The sequence below is a fragment of the Mucilaginibacter terrenus genome, assembly GCF_003432065.1.
Classification (GTDB): domain Bacteria; phylum Bacteroidota; class Bacteroidia; order Sphingobacteriales; family Sphingobacteriaceae; genus Mucilaginibacter; species Mucilaginibacter terrenus.
Map to the genome: position 1 here is coordinate 1914243 of NZ_QWDE01000001.1, position 14849 is coordinate 1929091.

Annotated in this window: 13 protein-coding genes; 7 read left to right on the forward strand and 6 right to left on the reverse strand. The window is 45.0% G+C overall.

Features of this window, described 5'->3' with window-relative positions; translation table 11 throughout:
• Positions 1-36: 36 nt before the first annotated feature.
• Positions 37-432 carry a DUF4783 domain-containing protein gene (locus DYU05_RS08565; RefSeq protein WP_117382531.1) on the reverse strand — a complete coding sequence of 132 codons (396 nt, stop codon included), beginning with the start codon at positions 430-432 and terminating at the stop codon, positions 37-39.
• A 59-nt stretch (positions 433-491) separates the two neighbouring features.
• Here DYU05_RS08565 and gpmI point away from each other — a divergent pair, with 59 nt between their 5' ends.
• Together gpmI and DYU05_RS08575 are read left to right on the forward strand one after the other, a co-directional pair.
• The gene (gene gpmI / locus DYU05_RS08570) at positions 492-2045 is read left to right on the forward strand and encodes a 2,3-bisphosphoglycerate-independent phosphoglycerate mutase (RefSeq protein WP_117382532.1); all 1554 of its coding nucleotides are present in this window, start codon (positions 492-494) and stop codon (positions 2043-2045) included.
• Positions 2032-2583 (forward strand): hypothetical protein, encoded by a 552-nt coding sequence (locus DYU05_RS08575; protein WP_117382533.1) that lies wholly within the window; start codon positions 2032-2034, stop codon positions 2581-2583. Before gpmI ends, DYU05_RS08575 begins: the two co-directional genes overlap by 14 nt.
• Here DYU05_RS08575 and DYU05_RS08580 read toward each other — a convergent pair.
• Positions 2580-3206, reverse strand: a complete 627-nt coding sequence (locus tag DYU05_RS08580; RefSeq protein WP_165852027.1) for a tetratricopeptide repeat protein — start codon at positions 3204-3206, stop codon at positions 2580-2582. The two genes, DYU05_RS08575 and DYU05_RS08580, sit on opposite strands and share 4 nt — an antisense overlap.
• A gap of 356 nt (positions 3207-3562) precedes the next feature.
• On the opposite strand from DYU05_RS08580, the gene lon reads away from it, so the two are divergent.
• The 3 genes from lon (at position 3563) to DYU05_RS08595 (ending at position 7736) form a co-directional block, all read left to right on the forward strand.
• On the forward strand, positions 3563-6037 hold the full coding sequence (gene lon, locus DYU05_RS08585; RefSeq protein ID WP_117382535.1) for an endopeptidase La: 2475 nt from the start codon (positions 3563-3565) through the stop codon (positions 6035-6037).
• Positions 6038-6081: 44 nt separating this feature from the next.
• Positions 6082-6699, forward strand: a complete 618-nt coding sequence (locus DYU05_RS08590) for an SMI1/KNR4 family protein (protein ID WP_117382536.1) — start codon at positions 6082-6084, stop codon at positions 6697-6699.
• Positions 6700-6782: 83 nt separating this feature from the next.
• Positions 6783-7736 carry a lipid A deacylase LpxR family protein gene (locus tag DYU05_RS08595; protein WP_117382537.1) on the forward strand — a complete coding sequence of 318 codons (954 nt, stop codon included), beginning with the start codon at positions 6783-6785 and terminating at the stop codon, positions 7734-7736.
• Here the strand turns inward: DYU05_RS08595 and arfB are convergent.
• Positions 7733-8143, reverse strand: coding sequence for an alternative ribosome rescue aminoacyl-tRNA hydrolase ArfB (gene arfB / locus DYU05_RS08600; protein ID WP_117382538.1), 411 nt, complete (start codon positions 8141-8143; stop codon positions 7733-7735). The two genes, DYU05_RS08595 and arfB, sit on opposite strands and share 4 nt — an antisense overlap.
• Before the next feature lie 85 nt (positions 8144-8228).
• Here arfB and cmk point away from each other — a divergent pair, with 85 nt between their 5' ends.
• Positions 8229-8906 carry a (d)CMP kinase gene (gene cmk, locus DYU05_RS08605; RefSeq protein WP_117382539.1) on the forward strand — a complete coding sequence of 226 codons (678 nt, stop codon included), beginning with the start codon at positions 8229-8231 and terminating at the stop codon, positions 8904-8906.
• Between the two features lie 122 nt (positions 8907-9028).
• Here the strand turns inward: cmk and DYU05_RS08610 are convergent, their stop codons facing one another.
• Positions 9029-9481: a deoxycytidylate deaminase gene (locus tag DYU05_RS08610; protein WP_117382540.1), complete on the reverse strand. Its 453-nt coding sequence runs from the start codon at positions 9479-9481 to the stop codon at positions 9029-9031.
• Between the two features lie 201 nt (positions 9482-9682).
• Positions 9683-11293, reverse strand: coding sequence for an MFS transporter (locus DYU05_RS08615; RefSeq protein WP_117382541.1), 1611 nt, complete (start codon positions 11291-11293; stop codon positions 9683-9685).
• Between the two features lie 187 nt (positions 11294-11480).
• Between DYU05_RS08615 and DYU05_RS08620 the strand changes: the two genes are divergently transcribed.
• Positions 11481-12137 carry a LysE family translocator gene (locus tag DYU05_RS08620; protein ID WP_117382542.1) on the forward strand — a complete coding sequence of 219 codons (657 nt, stop codon included), beginning with the start codon at positions 11481-11483 and terminating at the stop codon, positions 12135-12137.
• Between the two features lie 595 nt (positions 12138-12732).
• On the opposite strand, the gene DYU05_RS08625 is transcribed toward DYU05_RS08620, so the two are convergent.
• The gene (locus DYU05_RS08625; protein ID WP_117382543.1) at positions 12733-14640 is read right to left on the reverse strand and encodes an amidophosphoribosyltransferase; all 1908 of its coding nucleotides are present in this window, start codon (positions 14638-14640) and stop codon (positions 12733-12735) included.
• Positions 14641-14849: the final 209 nt, after the last annotated feature.

A 14849-nucleotide genomic window follows, 5' to 3' on the forward strand; every position in this document is an offset into this window, starting at 1 on the left:
TTTTGAGTTTCAAAAGTAAGAACAATTGACGAGTAATTAGGTTTTTTCGACTTCCACGCGCAACTCAATAATAACCATCTGCTTTTCAATTTCTTTCATGGTCACCGCCACCCGGTATTTTCCCTTGTCGGTAACTACATGCATTACTTCGAAATTATATGCGGCGCTTGAATTAACGCGGTGGATTATCTTTACAGATTGAGGCCTGTTCTCTTTAAAAAATTTCTCCAGGATAATCTCTGCCTGCGCTTTGGAGTAAACATTAGCGTTTTCTAATACGGTCACATCTATAGTTGCGGCAAAAAGCTTTGCAAGTTCATGCGTATTGCCCTGCTTTATCAATTCCGCAACTTTATCTATAGGCCCGGCTATGGCAGCGGCAGGAATTGTGAACAAAAGTATCAGCAAGGGTATACGTGTAAGTAGCTTCATATCAACATGACCGGATAAAACTTTAAATGTTGCACAAATTAACACTCTTTTAAACTATAATGTTTAAACGTTGCTTTTATATTTGCATTGTGGAAAACAGAAAAAAAGTAGTACTCATTATATTAGACGGCTGGGGTTACGGCCGTCAGGACAGCTCTAACGCTATTTTAGCCGCAAACACGCCCTTCTTCGATTCTCTTATCAGTAACTACCCAAACTCTAAGCTGGAAGCATCCGGCCTTGCGGTAGGTTTGCCAGAAGGGCAAATGGGTAACTCCGAAGTGGGGCACATGAACCTGGGCGCTGGCCGCGTGGTATACCAGGAACTCGGCCGTATAAACAAAGCCGTACTGGATAACGAGTTTGAACAGAATGAAACCCTGGTAGAAGCCTTTAATTATGCGCGCGACAACAATAAAGATCTTCACATGATTGGCCTGTTATCTGACGGTGGAGTGCATGCGCATATTAACCACGTTAAAGGGCTTGCAACTACGGCAGCAAAACTAAATTTGCAAAAGGTGTTTGTACATGCCTTTTTAGATGGCCGCGATACCGACCCAAATTCGGGCTTGGGCTTTATTACCGAACTGGAGCAGCACATAGCCGACACACCGGTAAGACTGGCCTCGGCTATTGGCCGTTACTATGCAATGGACCGCGATAACCGCTGGGAACGCGTTGAAAAAGCTTACGACCTGATGGTTAAAGGCGAAGGCGAGCCTACAAAGGATATTACAGCATCTATCACCAGATCTTACGAAGCAGGTGTTACCGACGAATTTATACTGCCTATAGTAAAGACCGGTGAAGACGGGCAGCCGCTTGCCGTTATAAAAGAAGGTGATGTAGTAATCTGCTTTAACTTCCGTACGGACCGTGGCCGCGAGATTACACAGGCGCTTACCCAAAGGGAGTTCCCGGAGTATGACATGAAACCGCTAGACCTCCATTATGTTACCATGACGTCTTACGACGACACGTTTAAGAACGTTAAGGTAGTGTTCCGCAAGGACGATCTGGCCATGACGCTGGGCGAAGTGCTGGAAGGTGCTGCCAAGAACCAGATACGTATTGCCGAGACTGAAAAGTATCCGCACGTTACATTCTTCTTCTCGGGCGGACGTGAAAAAGAATTCACAAACGAAAAAAGGTTGTTGGTACCATCGCCAAAGGTGGCCACTTACGACTTACAGCCGGAGATGAGCGCTGAAGGCATCCGTGATGCAATTATCCCGGAACTTGAAGCAGAATGGCCGGACTTTGTATGCCTTAACTTTGCCAATACAGATATGGTTGGCCATACCGGCGTTTTCAGCGCGGTAGTTAAAGCTGCTGAAACAGCAGATGCCTGCACACAGGCTGTTGTAGAAACAGGTTTGAAACACGGCTACTCCTTCATCATTATTGCCGACCACGGTAATGCCGATTACATGATAAATGATGACGGCTCTCCAAATACTGCGCATACTACCAACCTGGTACCTTGTATAATTATTGACGAGGACGTGAAGGCTGTATATGACGGCAAACTGGGCGATATTGCCCCAACGGTACTGAAAATACTTGGCGTACCAGTTCCCGCAGAAATGACCGGTAATGTATTGGTATAAGCCGTTAAAGAGATACACCCTGTTTGCGGGCGGCTTGCTGCTGCTGGGCAGCTGGTATGCCTGCAAACCGGAAATAAAAGAAACCGGCGCTACCCTGAAGTACTTTGATATGAAGGATTTCTTCAGGGCTGATTCCGCACGTTTAGCTGCCGCCAACAAGCCTGTTGTAAAAACAGTTACTCACAACGGCGTAACAGAGACAAAGAAGCTGCTTATACAGAACTGGGGACAAGAGTTTGGCCTGTTTGTATCGTCGGACATTAACAAACCCGCCTGGAAAGATAGCTACACCATACAGCAAAATGCCGACAGCATAGTTTATCAAGCCAAATTCCCGGAGCTAAAAACACGACGGCTGGTTATTAAAAAGCAAGATGGCAAGGTGATATCTGTATCGGTATTGAACAACATCAGCAACTTACTCTACAACACTACGGAAAAGCTGATGTACGTACCGGGTAAGTACTACCAGATAGAAAAAGACCAGAAGGTAAAAGTAATGGGCGCCAACAACTACGTGGTAAAAGGCGTATTTTAGTTGTGTTTGCCGGTAAATGTCGCCAGCTTCTCTTTCGAAAGGTCAATCAGGGATGAAATGTCAGACCGGCTAGGGTTGTCTTTCAACACTTTCTCCAGGTCTCCTATTGATGCTTTAAGGGAGCTAATACCCCGTATTTTATCGTAATTCTTAATGTTGGGCTGCAGCTTAAAAATACCGTATTCGCGATAGGCTATACCACGTGTTTGGAAACACTTTGTTTGTTCAGTGGGATCTATGGCTATCGCCTTAGTAAGGTCGAATATAGCGCCCAGGAGGTACTTCTCCCGCTCGTCATAGGACAGGAAAGTATCTTTACCCAGGTAGCTTTTGGCACGTGCACGGTAATAATACGCCGTAGCATCAGTAGGATGAATGTATATTGTTTTTGTAAAAGCGGCTATAGACTTGCGGTAATTTTGGCTGTGATAGTATGAGTAGCCCAGCATCCAATACGCGTTAGCATTGGTAGAATCTATCATGCAGGCCTTTTCCAGTTGCGCGACAGCGCTCTTGAAGTTACCGTCCATAAAGGCTTGCTGCCCAAGTTTTACATAGGCGTTTTGTGCCGATGACTCGAGCGAAGTAATAAGCAGAAGCGAGAATATTGCGGGGAGCCTCATCAAATGCATAAACGTGTAACGGTACTCTATTAACTTGCATAAATACAAAATATTATGTGCAGGATGTACTTTTTGTAAAATTCGTGTTATCAATCATACCCCAATAAGCATGACTTTTTTTCCGCAATACTAAAATAGTCAGCTGTTAAGCGCGTTTTACCATCAACATATAAACACTTAATTGACAGTTAATTACACAACCAACAATAAGATCGTCTTAAATAAACTTATCTTGGCACATCTCTTGAACTTCTGTCACCGTACAATTTAACAGGGGAATATTGAGGTTAAATTAACTACTGCTTTTACGGTGGCTGACAATTTGACGTTGAAACAACCCGAAAAAAAGGATACTAATGAGTTTTGATCCGTTTGATTTTAAAAACGCTGCCGCTATAAACGAAGATTCTGAGTTTTTCCCGCTAATGTCGTCGGAAGATGAAGAAGAAATGAATAACGAACAGGTTCCAGATATATTACCAATTCTTCCCTTACGCAATACCGTGTTATTCCCGGGTGTTGTGATACCCATTACTGTGGGTCGTGATAAGTCTATAAAGCTTATACGCGACGCTAACAAAGGCAAACGCCTCATCGGCGTTGTAGCACAGCAGGATGTAAGTATAGAAGATCCGGGCTTTGAGCAGCTGCACCGTGTGGGTACCGTTGCGCTTATTATCAAGATGTTGCAAATGCCTGATGGTAACACTACCGTGATACTTCAGGGTAAAAAGCGCTTTATCCTTAAAGAAGAAGTTCAAAGCGAGCCTTACCTGAAAGCGTCTGTAGAGCCGTTTGTGGAAATCAAACCGAAGGAAGACAAAGAGTTTAAAGCCATGGTATCGTCTGTAAAGGACATGGCCATGAACATTATCCAATTGTCGCCAAACATCCCAAGCGAGGCCGGTATCGCTATTCGAAATATCGAGAGCACATCGTTCCTTATCAACTTCATATCCTCAAATATGAATGCGGATATGGCGGCAAAACAAGCCCTGCTGGAAACCAAAAGCCTGCGCGACAGGATAAACCTGGTGCTGGAACACCTTACCCTGGACCTGCAAATGCTGGAACTGAAGAACCAGATACAAACCAAAGTCCGTGTGGATCTTGACAAGCAGCAGCGCGATTATTTTCTTAATCAGCAACTTAAAACCATACAGGAAGAACTTGGCGGTAACACGCCCGACCTGGAGATAGAGAATTTAAAAAAACGTGCCAAATCTAAAAAATGGAGCAAGGAAATTGCCACCCACTTTAACAAGGAGATGGAAAAGCTGGCGCGCACCAATCCTGCGGCAGCTGATTACTCTGTGCAAATAAACTACCTGGAACTATTACTGGATTTACCATGGAACGAGTTCACAAAAGACAACTTTGACCTTAAACGCGCGCAAAAAGTGCTGGATAAGGACCACTTTGGCCTGGATAAAGTAAAACAGCGCATTATAGAATACCTGGCTGTGCTAAAACTAAAGCACGATATGAAAGCCCCTATCCTTTGCCTGGTAGGCCCTCCGGGGGTGGGTAAAACTTCTCTGGGTAAGTCTATCGCCAAAGCACTTGGCCGCAAATACGTACGTATGGCACTTGGCGGCCTGCGCGATGAGGCCGAGATTCGCGGTCACCGTAAAACCTATATAGGTGCAATGCCAGGACGTATAATACAGTCTATTAAAAAAGCAGGCGCTGCCAACCCGGTTTTTATACTGGATGAGGTGGACAAGGTAAGCACCGATTTTCGTGGCGACCCGTCCTCTGCCCTTTTGGAGGTTTTGGACCCTGAGCAGAACAGCACATTTTACGACAACTACGTAGAGATGGATTTCGACCTGTCTAACGTAATGTTCATTGCAACGGCTAACTCGCTGAGCAGCATACAACCAGCTTTGCTGGACCGTATGGAGATCATAGAGGTAAACGGTTATACCATTGAGGAAAAGGTGGAGATAGCCAAACGACACCTGGTGCCTAAACAACGCGAAGCGCATGGCCTGGCCAATAAAGATGTAACCCTGAAGAACGACGTTATAGAAAAAGTAATTGAGGATTACACCCGTGAGTCAGGAGTGCGTTCCCTGGAGAAAAAAATTGGCTCGGTAGTGCGTGGCGTGGCTAAGAACATTGCCATGGAAGAGCCGTACAATCCGGTGGTAAGCAAAAAGGATGTGTTGAAGATATTAGGTGCGCCTATTTTTGATAAAGACCTTTACGAAAACAACGACATTGCCGGTGTGGTAACCGGCCTGGCCTGGACATCTGTAGGCGGCGACATCCTTTTCATCGAAGCCAGCCTTAGCCCCGGCAACGGAAAGCTTACGCTTACCGGTAGTTTAGGTGATGTTATGAAAGAGTCGGTTACTATTGCACTGGCCTACCTGCGCGCGCATGCAGGTGATTTTAACATTCATCCAAAGCTGTTTGAACAGTGGGATGTGCACGTGCACGTACCTGCCGGTGCAACGCCAAAAGATGGCCCTTCTGCGGGCGTTACCATGTTAACTGCACTGGTGTCTGCCTTCACCCAGCGCAAGGTAAAACCGAACCTGGCTATGACCGGCGAGATCACCCTGCGCGGCCGTGTGCTGCCGGTTGGTGGTATAAAAGAAAAGATACTGGCCGCCAAACGCGCCAACATCAAAGAGATCATACTTTGCCGCAGTAACCAGAAGGACATTGAGGAAATTAAGGAAGACTACATTAAAGACCTGCAGTTTCATTACGTAACCGATATGGGCGATGTAATAAAGCTTGCTTTGCTTGACGAGAAGGTAAGCAACCCGCTGGACCTTACTATAAAGGAGACACCGGTTAAACAGGTGTTGAACTAAGAAAATGCGGGATAGTATCCTGCATTTTTTTTATCTTAGGAATAATGACGCCGGCAGATAAGTACCTTATCGGATTGTTCTACGACTTGATAAAAAAGAAAAACAAGAAATTACATTCCCTTTTAGGCGATGGGCTTGCACCAGAGCAAGTAGAACAAACCTTTTCCTCCTTAAGCCTTTGTGTTCCCGACGAAGTGAAATATCTTTTTACTTTAACGAACGGCTACAAAGCACATAACCTTACCATTGGTGAAGCATTGCTTTTCGACCACGGAATCCCATTGTCGTTAGAGCAAGCGGTTAACGAGTGGCAAAACCAATTTCAACACGGTGATCCTGAACTCAGAATGATGTTGCCTATCTTTGAAAACGGTGGCGGAGATTTTTTGCTGGTGAATTGTGACCCATCCAGTCCTGACTTTAAGAAGATATTTATTTGGTCGCCGCCTGAAATAATCCTTGAGCCGGTATCTATCTATTCATCACTTATCTCGTTATTCTCCACTAATATCAGGTGCTTCATGGTTCGAGCCTATTACTATGACAGCAAACAACTCATTATTGACGACGCTAAACAGTATATGGAAGCTGTTCGATTAAATCGAAAATGTCAGTATTGGAACGACTTTTCACACCTTCACATAATTGACTACCCATGGTAGGTACCGTTTAATGGTTTTCATTTGCTCTAAGTATCAACGCTTTTTTTATTTTAGCGCATCACTTTGCTCACTTACAACCCTCAATGAAAATTAAACTATTTGCTTTGGCGGTAAGCCTGTTTGCAGCTGCCGGCGCGTACGCGCAAACACGCAGCCACGAGATCGGCTTACAGTCAGACAACGACTCCTTCCTGGCACAAGGCTCAGACAGGTATTATACCAACGGTATATTTGCTTACTACCGTAAAGCGCTGGATGCCTCAAAAAACACCAGCCTGGCCAATAAGGTACTTGGCTTTGAGGTTGGGCAAAAGCTATTTAACCCGCAGTCGGCAGCTATACCATCAACAGACTACCTGGACAGGCCCTTTGCCGGCTACTTATATGCAGGCGCCTCTTTAAACCTGCTGTATAAAAACGAAAGCGCGCTTAAATTAACTGCAAGGCTTGGCGTGGTTGGCCCTGCTGCCGGCGGAAAAGGCATACAGGAGTTCATTCATAAAACATTTGGCTTCTACCCTCCCGATGGCTGGCAGTACCAGATCAGGAATGACGTAGAAGTAAATCTCTCGGCAGATTACAGCAAGCTAATAGCGCGTGGTTCGTGGATAGACGTAAGCGCCGCAACCTATGCCAACTTAGGTACAGGTTTTATCAGCGCCGGTGCCGGCCCGCTGTTCAGGTTTGGCAACTTCAATCAATTATTTCAATCGGCAAGTACACAAAGTACGGCATCAAAGGGCAAGAACAGCCTGTTGCACGAGCATGAGTTTTTCCTCTACTACAAACCGCAGGCAAACGTTATAGGTTACGATGCTACCATCCAGGGCAGCATATTTAAAGACCACCCGGAGCCGGGCACCATGGAAATCACCAAAAATATCCGCCATTTTGTATTTAGTAACGAGGTAGGCGCCAACTATGTAAGCGGCAGGTTTGTTTATGGCCTGGCAGCAATATTCAACACTAAGGATGTAAAGAATGTTGCACGTTCACACCAGTGGGGTTCGGCTACGCTGCTGTACCGGTTCAATTAATAATCAAAGTTATTTCTGCGGCCTGCTTTTTTATCAGAGTGGGCCTTTTTATTGTCCAGCCGGGCCAGTTTAGCGGCACGGCTTACCTTTACCGCTTTGCGCACTTTTGGCCTTATCAGCGCGGTGGTTAGCAGCACTACCAGCCGTTCTAGCGCTATCTCTTTATTCAGGAACTGGCTGCGCTCTTCATCACAAACCACCTGTACTAATCCATCCTTGTTAAAGCGGCTCTGCAGTTTTTGATTGATCAAAGCCTTTTCTTCATCAGTAAACAATGCCGATGCATTAACATCAAACAGCAGTTCTACCTTGGTAGATACCTTATTAACATTTTGGCCGCCTTTGCCGCCGCTGCGCGATGTTTTGTAGCTCACCTCTTTTTGCAGGTCGGCCTTATTCAAGTTCATGCGGCAAAACTAAGCATTCGCGCCTTACCTAGTGGGGAAAAGTTAATAAGCAGATTTTCGGCAAAAGCATTAACTTCGTACCTTGATGGGCAACAATATCGTAGTAGCCATAGATGGCTATTCATCATGCGGCAAAAGCACATTAGCCAAAGCTTTGGCTAAAAAACTAAATTATATATATGTTGATAGTGGGGCTATGTACCGCGCGGTTACCCTCTATTTCCTGCGTAACAATATAGACCTGAATGATCATGACAGTATCGAGCAGGCATTAAAGAACATTCACCTTAATTTCCATTCGCGTGATTACGAGTCGCACATTACGTTAAATGATGAGGAGGTATCTGAAGAGATACGCCAAATGCCTGTATCAACAAACGTAAGCCCTGTTTCTGCTTTGAAAGAAGTGCGCCGTGAGATGGTGAAGCAACAGCAGCGCATGGGCCGCTCGAAGAACATTGTGATGGATGGCCGTGACATTGGCACCGCAGTATTTCCGAATGCTTCCCTTAAATTGTTCATGACCGCCGACCCGAAAGTGCGGGCAGAACGCCGTTATAAAGAGATACATACTAAAAATCCGGAGGTTACCCTGGCTGAGGTATTTGAGAATATCGCTCAGCGCGACTACGCTGATACAACCCGTGCAGAAAGCCCGCTGGTAAGGGCTGATGATGCTGTTATACTCGACAATACCAATCTTACCCCCGAGCAGCAGTTACAATTTGCATTGGACAGGATAACGCCGCTGCTAAAAGTCTGAATTGGAATTTTCAGGATTTTAGAATTAACAGAATGGTTATTCTGTTAAGCGTCATTGCGAGGGAGCCTTTTCGCTTCGGCTTTCTGTATTTTGCTTTAAGCTTTTTGCTTTACGCTTTCTGCTTACCCAGCTTTTACCGCGCTCACCCCGAACTTGTTCAGGAAGTCTACGCCTTCATCACTGGAAAGGCCTTTGTATTGCGCGTACGATTTATCGAAATATACTTGTTTGATGCCGGCCGAGTAAATAAGCCTCGCGCAGGGCAGGCAAGGCGATAAGGTAGTGTATAAAGTAGCACCTTCCAGGTTGGCACCATTCTTTACCGCATAAAGTATAGCGTTTTCTTCGGCATGCAAAGCCAGCGAGCAGCTTCCTTTACTATCGCGCGGACAACCTGTTTCCGGAAACTCTTCATCGCAGTTGTGCGTGCCGGCAGGCGGTCCGTTGTACCCTATTGATATAATACGGGTATCCTTAGCCAGCACCGCTCCTACCTGCGCCTTAACACAGTGTGAACGTTTAGCCAGGTCCGTCGCCAGGTTCATGAAGATGTTATCGAAAGTTGGTTTATCCATTTAGAGGTTGATCTGAACTCGAATTTAAGAATTGGCCGAATTTAAGAATTAAGGAACAAAGGATTTCTGTTTATTCTCTAATTCTAAGAAATTCAGGTTCAAACAAAAAAGGGGTTAGTCAACCTTCGTTAACTAACCCCTTTTTATAGATGATATAATATTCTGTGAATTCTAGAATTCTGTAAATTCTGATTTAGACGATTAATGTCCGCCGCCTGCTTCCAGGTTGTCAACATCTATACCTTGTTTCTTCAATTCAACACCAGCCTTCCATGCAAAAAATGCCAGGTAAGCAAAGCCAATCACCGGAACAATGTATGATGCATGTATACCGCTGCTATCAGCCAATATACCCTGCACTGGCGGAATAATAGAGCCACCAAGGATCATCATGATCAGGAATGCCGAACCCTGGCTGGTGTATTTACCCAAACCGGTAACAGATAGCGAGAAGATAGACGGCCACATGATTGAGCAGCACAGGCCGCCCGCAGTGAACGAGAAAATAGCGATCATGCCGGCGCTCATTAAACCAACTATCATGAAGATAGCGCCAAGTACGCCAAACAATGCCAGCGTACGTACAGGCTTTTGATTACCGATTAAGAAGCCTATAACCAACACAGCCACAAAGCCTGCATAAGGTATTAGCATACTAACGTTAGTGCCGCTGATGCTGTTTACCAATAGTACCACACCAAAGGCTATAAACGGAACGATTACCGTAAGCACAAACTTCATGGTTTTAGAAAGGTTAAACGCTGCGATAGCACCTGTCCAGCGGCCTATCATCAAGCTACCCCAATAAAGGGAGATAAAAGGTGCTACCTGGTCGGTAGTGTAGCTGCCAAAAGCAGGCGTTTCCAGCAATGCACCCATATTACTTTGGATGGTAACTTCAACACCCACGTAAGTAAAGATGGCCAGCATACCCAATATCAATTGCGGATACTGCATTGCGCCCCAGCCTTCTTTATGCTTGCTGCTGGTTGCTATAGTAGAGAGTAACGTGATCAGAATAATTGCCAATGATGCGTATACAAAGTATGCTTTAGGCACATGGGTTGCATCAGCAAGCGGGCTTGCAGCTAAAATTAGCAGGAACGCGATAAAGATAACGCCCAAAGGTTTGTTTGCCTTATTACTTGGTTCTATCTTTTCGTCGCTGGTTACTGTTGGCAGTTTAGATATCCAGAAAAAGGCCGCAACTGCTATAAACAAGCCGGCCAGGATGAGATAAAGGGTATTAACTGATGATATTTTTACCTGTTCGGCAGGGATTTTAGCTGATGCAGATCCGAACAAAACAAATCCAACAATTACCGGTCCCCAAATACTACCAAAGTTATTTACGCCACCCGCAAAGTTCAGGCGGTGTGTACCGGTTTCGGCACTGCCTAACGCAACCACAAATGGGTTTGCAGCGGTTTGCTGTAATGAAAAGCCCAGGGCTATAATAAAGAATGTTAACAGGATGAACGCGAACGAACCGGAGTTAATAGCAGGCACCATAATAAGCGCGCCAACAGCAGACAGCAGTAACCCATAGATGATACCATTCTTGTACCCTATTTTATTTAGGATATCCACCTTGGTGGCTGCAGAAGCAAAATACAATATCAGCGAGCCGATAAAATACCCACCGTAGAAGGTAAAATCGATAAGCTGAGATTCGAATTGTGAAAGATGAAAATGTGCTTTACAAAAAGGGATAAAGATACCATTGGAGGCCGCCAGGAAGCCCCAGAAAAAGAATACCGTTACCAGCGTGTATAATGCCGAACCGTTACTCTTGGAGTTGTTTTGTTCCATTGTCTGTTGATCAGTTTGTTTGGTGTTGATGTTTTAAACCACTAAACTTAAAGGAATTTTTATAATTAGCTCATAATTTTTTCAAAATATAAATCACAACTTTGCCTTTTGCTGTTTAAAGAATATTAATTGCATATTCGTATCCTGCTTTTTATAGCAGGACAATACTAAATATAAGCCGGACTTAATGATAGAAGCTGTTATTTCGGGAATTGGTTTTGGATTGGTACTCACCTTCATAACCGGCCCGGTGTTCTTCGCTCTAATTAAAACCAGTATCGAGAAAGGCTTTCACGCAGGTGTTGCTTTAGCCCTTGGCGTTGTCTGCAGCGACGTTGTATTCGTCGGCGCCATTCTTTTCGGTTCGCAACTCTTTACTGTAAGCGCGCAAACCAAAACCCTTGTAGGCGTATTTGGGGCGGTGATACTGTTCGCCATTGGCATATATTACCTGTTTAAAAAGAGCGAGGTGAACTACCAGAACACCGTGCCCACCAATGTGGACCGTGCCGGCTATTTTCTGAAGGGTTTCCTGATGTGCATTTTTAACCCTACCATACTTTTCCACTGGACGGTGGTTATTGGTGCGGCCAGTACCGTGTACCACCAGGGCGTGCACAACCGCAGCCTTAAAATAGGCATTATGTTCCTGACCATTTTGCTGGTACAATTTGCGCTGGATACTACAAAAGCTTTTTATGCAAATAAACTACGCGATAAGATCTCGGTAAAACTGGTGCACCGCCTAAACCAGGTTGCCGGCATAGCGCTCATTATCGCCTCCCTGGTACTGGTAGACCGGCTGGTGACCCACTACGTATTCAGCGCCTCTACCGGGTCATAATTTCCGATTATTGAATTAGCGGGCCGCCAGTTTAGAGGGATCGGCGAGCGATAGCGTTCCGAGGGTGATTTGGTAGGCGGTTTTGCTTATGAGGAATGGTTCTGCTTAATGATTGGCGGTGGATGTTCATTTCTTTTGACACCAAAAGAAACGAACCAAAGAAAAGTGCCGGCTACGTTACGTTCTGTTAAAGTTAATGCTTTAGCAGTTGCTGTGCCACCCGAACGTTCCTGATGCCGGTTTTTTAAGGTGATTGCTTGCGTTGTGCTTCTCGTTGCACAGAGTCATTTCTTCTTTTCACCTCTTGCGTATCTCCGCGGCTGTAACACCGCAGGTGACATCAAACAGGCTAAATTTTAAACTACTGTATATCAAATAAATACAAAATAGCTTGCATTTAACAAGTGTATCATGATTGCAAAAACTGTAACATGTTTAAACATTCATTTTTTGCAAGTAACTAGAGATCAGATAATTATTTATAAAATCACAAAAAAGAGTGTAACAGGTGTAACACCTTCACGTGTTACAGTTTTGCGGTAACAAAAAAGGCGATGAATTCTTCATCGCCTTAATATTATCGTTAACGTTTATTTTACATGTAAGCCCGTTGGTTCTTGCCTTCCATCCAGTTAACAAAAGCGCGGTTCACAACCTTGTTGCCGCCCGGTGTAGGGTAATCGCCGCTAAAGTACCAGTCGCCCAAGTGATCAGGGCAGGCTTTGTGCAGGTTATCAAGGGTTTGATAAAGCACCTGTACTTCGCATTTAATGTTCTTAGGAGTGATGATCTGTGCTATACGGTCAGATATCTCCTGATCAGTAAATGGCTCATAAATAGCTTTCACATAGTTCACCACCTGTTCCTTAGGCAGTTTAGAACTGTCCTTACATTTCTGGTAAACATCCAGTATCACATCGTCCTTACCGGCATCCTTAAGTAAGCTGATAGCAGCTTCAAAGGCCACAAACTCACCCATGCGCGACATATCAATGCCGTAACAATCCGGGTAGCGTATCTGCGGAGCAGACGATACCACAACTACTTTCTTAGGACCAAGGCGGTCAAGTATCTTCAGGATGCTTTGTTTTAATGTAGTGCCTCGTACAATGGAGTCGTCAAGTACCACAAGGGTATCCAGGTCGTTTTTGATCAGGCCATAAGTGGTATCGTACACGTGGGCAACCATCTCGCTGCGGTCGGCATCCTGTGTAATAAAAGTACGAAGCTTTACATCCTTAATGGCAATCTTCTCTACGCGCGGTGCCAGGTATAAGATCTCCTTTAGCTCCTCGTCGCTCAGCTTACCGTTACCGGCTATAAGCTTGTCGTGCTGATATTGCTTGATGTACTTGTGCACACCTTCCACCATGCCGTAAAAAGCAACTTCGGCGGTGTTGGGGATATAGGAGAATACGGTGTTCTTAATATCATTATCAACAGCGTTCAATATCTGTGGGCAAAGCAACCTGCCCAGCTGTTTACGTTCGCGGTAGATAGATGCATCGCTGCCACGGGAGAAATAGATGCGCTCGAAAGAGCATGCTTTTTTCTCTTTAGGTTCGCTAAATTCTTCCTCGGTAACTTTGCCGTTCTTTTTAACAATAAGGGCATGGCCAGGGCGTATCTCCTTTACTTCCCCTATCGGGATGTTAAAGGCAGTCTGGATAGCAGGGCGCTCGGAAGCGGCAACAACTATCTCGTCATTAGCATAGTAAAATGCAGGGCGTATACCTGCTGGGTCTCGCATAACAAACGCGTCACCATGTCCTAATATACCTGCTATGGTGTAGCCACCGTCCCAGTTCTTGGCAGATTTGCGCAAGATCTTGGCTACGTCCATATCGTTGGCTATCAGCTTGCTTATCTCCGCGTTATCATCAAGCCCTTCACGCTTGTACTGATCAAACAGACCCTGAACTTCGGTATCAATGAAGTGGCCCATTTTCTCCAGTACAGTTACGGTATCAGCTTTTTCTTTAGGATGCTGTCCGAGATCGTAGAGCTGTTGCAGTAATTCATCAACATTGGTCATGTTGAAGTTACCGGCAATAACCAGGTTACGGGTCATCCAGTTGTTCTGGCGTAGGAACGGGTGGCAGCTCTCAATACTGTTCTTACCGTGTGTACCATAACGCAAATGGCCCAACAGAACTTCGCCGGTAAAGCTTATGTGTTCTTTGAGCCATTCGGTATCGGCCATCTTTTCAGGCGTCTCCTTTTGTATCTCCGCGAATTTCTTCTGGATATACTCAAAAATATCCGCCACCGCGTTTGACGCCATGGATCGGTGCCTGCTGATGTACCTTTTGCCCGGTTCAATATCCAATTTAATGGTAGCAACGCCCGCGCCGTCTTGCCCGCGGTTGTGCTGTTTTTCCATTAAAAGATAAAGTTTATTTAAGCCGTACAGCGCTGTGCCATACTTTTTCTGGTAATAAGATAGCGGCTTTAACAGTCTGATGAATGCAACGCCGCATTCATGTTTAATCTGATCGCTCATGATTGGGAATGAGCTCGCAAAGGTAAAACTTTATCTTAAATAGCGTTTAAACATATTGTCATTATTCTGCATTAATTATATCAGTTCAACAAGCTGGTTCAACGCTAAGAAAAATCGCAATTTGATGTAACTTAGGTGTTAATTGGTAAAATACTATCAACATTAAAGCGGCTATCGCTGTTACCTTTACCATGAACATAATCTATCCT

Bases quoted from the DNA above. Each gene is read 5' to 3' on its own strand.
- DYU05_RS08565 (WP_117382531.1), bottom strand. From the start codon at position 432: ATGAAGCTACTTACACGTATACCCTTGCTGATACTTTTGTTCACAATT.
- gpmI (WP_117382532.1), top strand. From the start codon at position 492: ATGTTTAAACGTTGCTTTTATATTTGCATTGTGGAAAACAGAAAAAAA.
- DYU05_RS08575 (WP_117382533.1), top strand. From the start codon at position 2,032: ATGTATTGGTATAAGCCGTTAAAGAGATACACCCTGTTTGCGGGCGGC.
- DYU05_RS08580 (WP_165852027.1), bottom strand. From the start codon at position 3,206: ATGAGGCTCCCCGCAATATTCTCGCTTCTGCTTATTACTTCGCTCGAG.
- lon (WP_117382535.1), top strand. From the start codon at position 3,563: ATGAGTTTTGATCCGTTTGATTTTAAAAACGCTGCCGCTATAAACGAA.
- DYU05_RS08590 (WP_117382536.1), top strand. From the start codon at position 6,082: ATGACGCCGGCAGATAAGTACCTTATCGGATTGTTCTACGACTTGATA.
- DYU05_RS08595 (WP_117382537.1), top strand. From the start codon at position 6,783: ATGAAAATTAAACTATTTGCTTTGGCGGTAAGCCTGTTTGCAGCTGCC.
- arfB (WP_117382538.1), bottom strand. From the start codon at position 8,143: ATGAACTTGAATAAGGCCGACCTGCAAAAAGAGGTGAGCTACAAAACA.
- cmk (WP_117382539.1), top strand. From the start codon at position 8,229: ATGGGCAACAATATCGTAGTAGCCATAGATGGCTATTCATCATGCGGC.
- DYU05_RS08610 (WP_117382540.1), bottom strand. From the start codon at position 9,481: ATGGATAAACCAACTTTCGATAACATCTTCATGAACCTGGCGACGGAC.
- DYU05_RS08615 (WP_117382541.1), bottom strand. From the start codon at position 11,293: ATGGAACAAAACAACTCCAAGAGTAACGGTTCGGCATTATACACGCTG.
- DYU05_RS08620 (WP_117382542.1), top strand. From the start codon at position 11,481: ATGATAGAAGCTGTTATTTCGGGAATTGGTTTTGGATTGGTACTCACC.
- DYU05_RS08625 (WP_117382543.1), bottom strand. From the start codon at position 14,640: ATGAGCGATCAGATTAAACATGAATGCGGCGTTGCATTCATCAGACTG.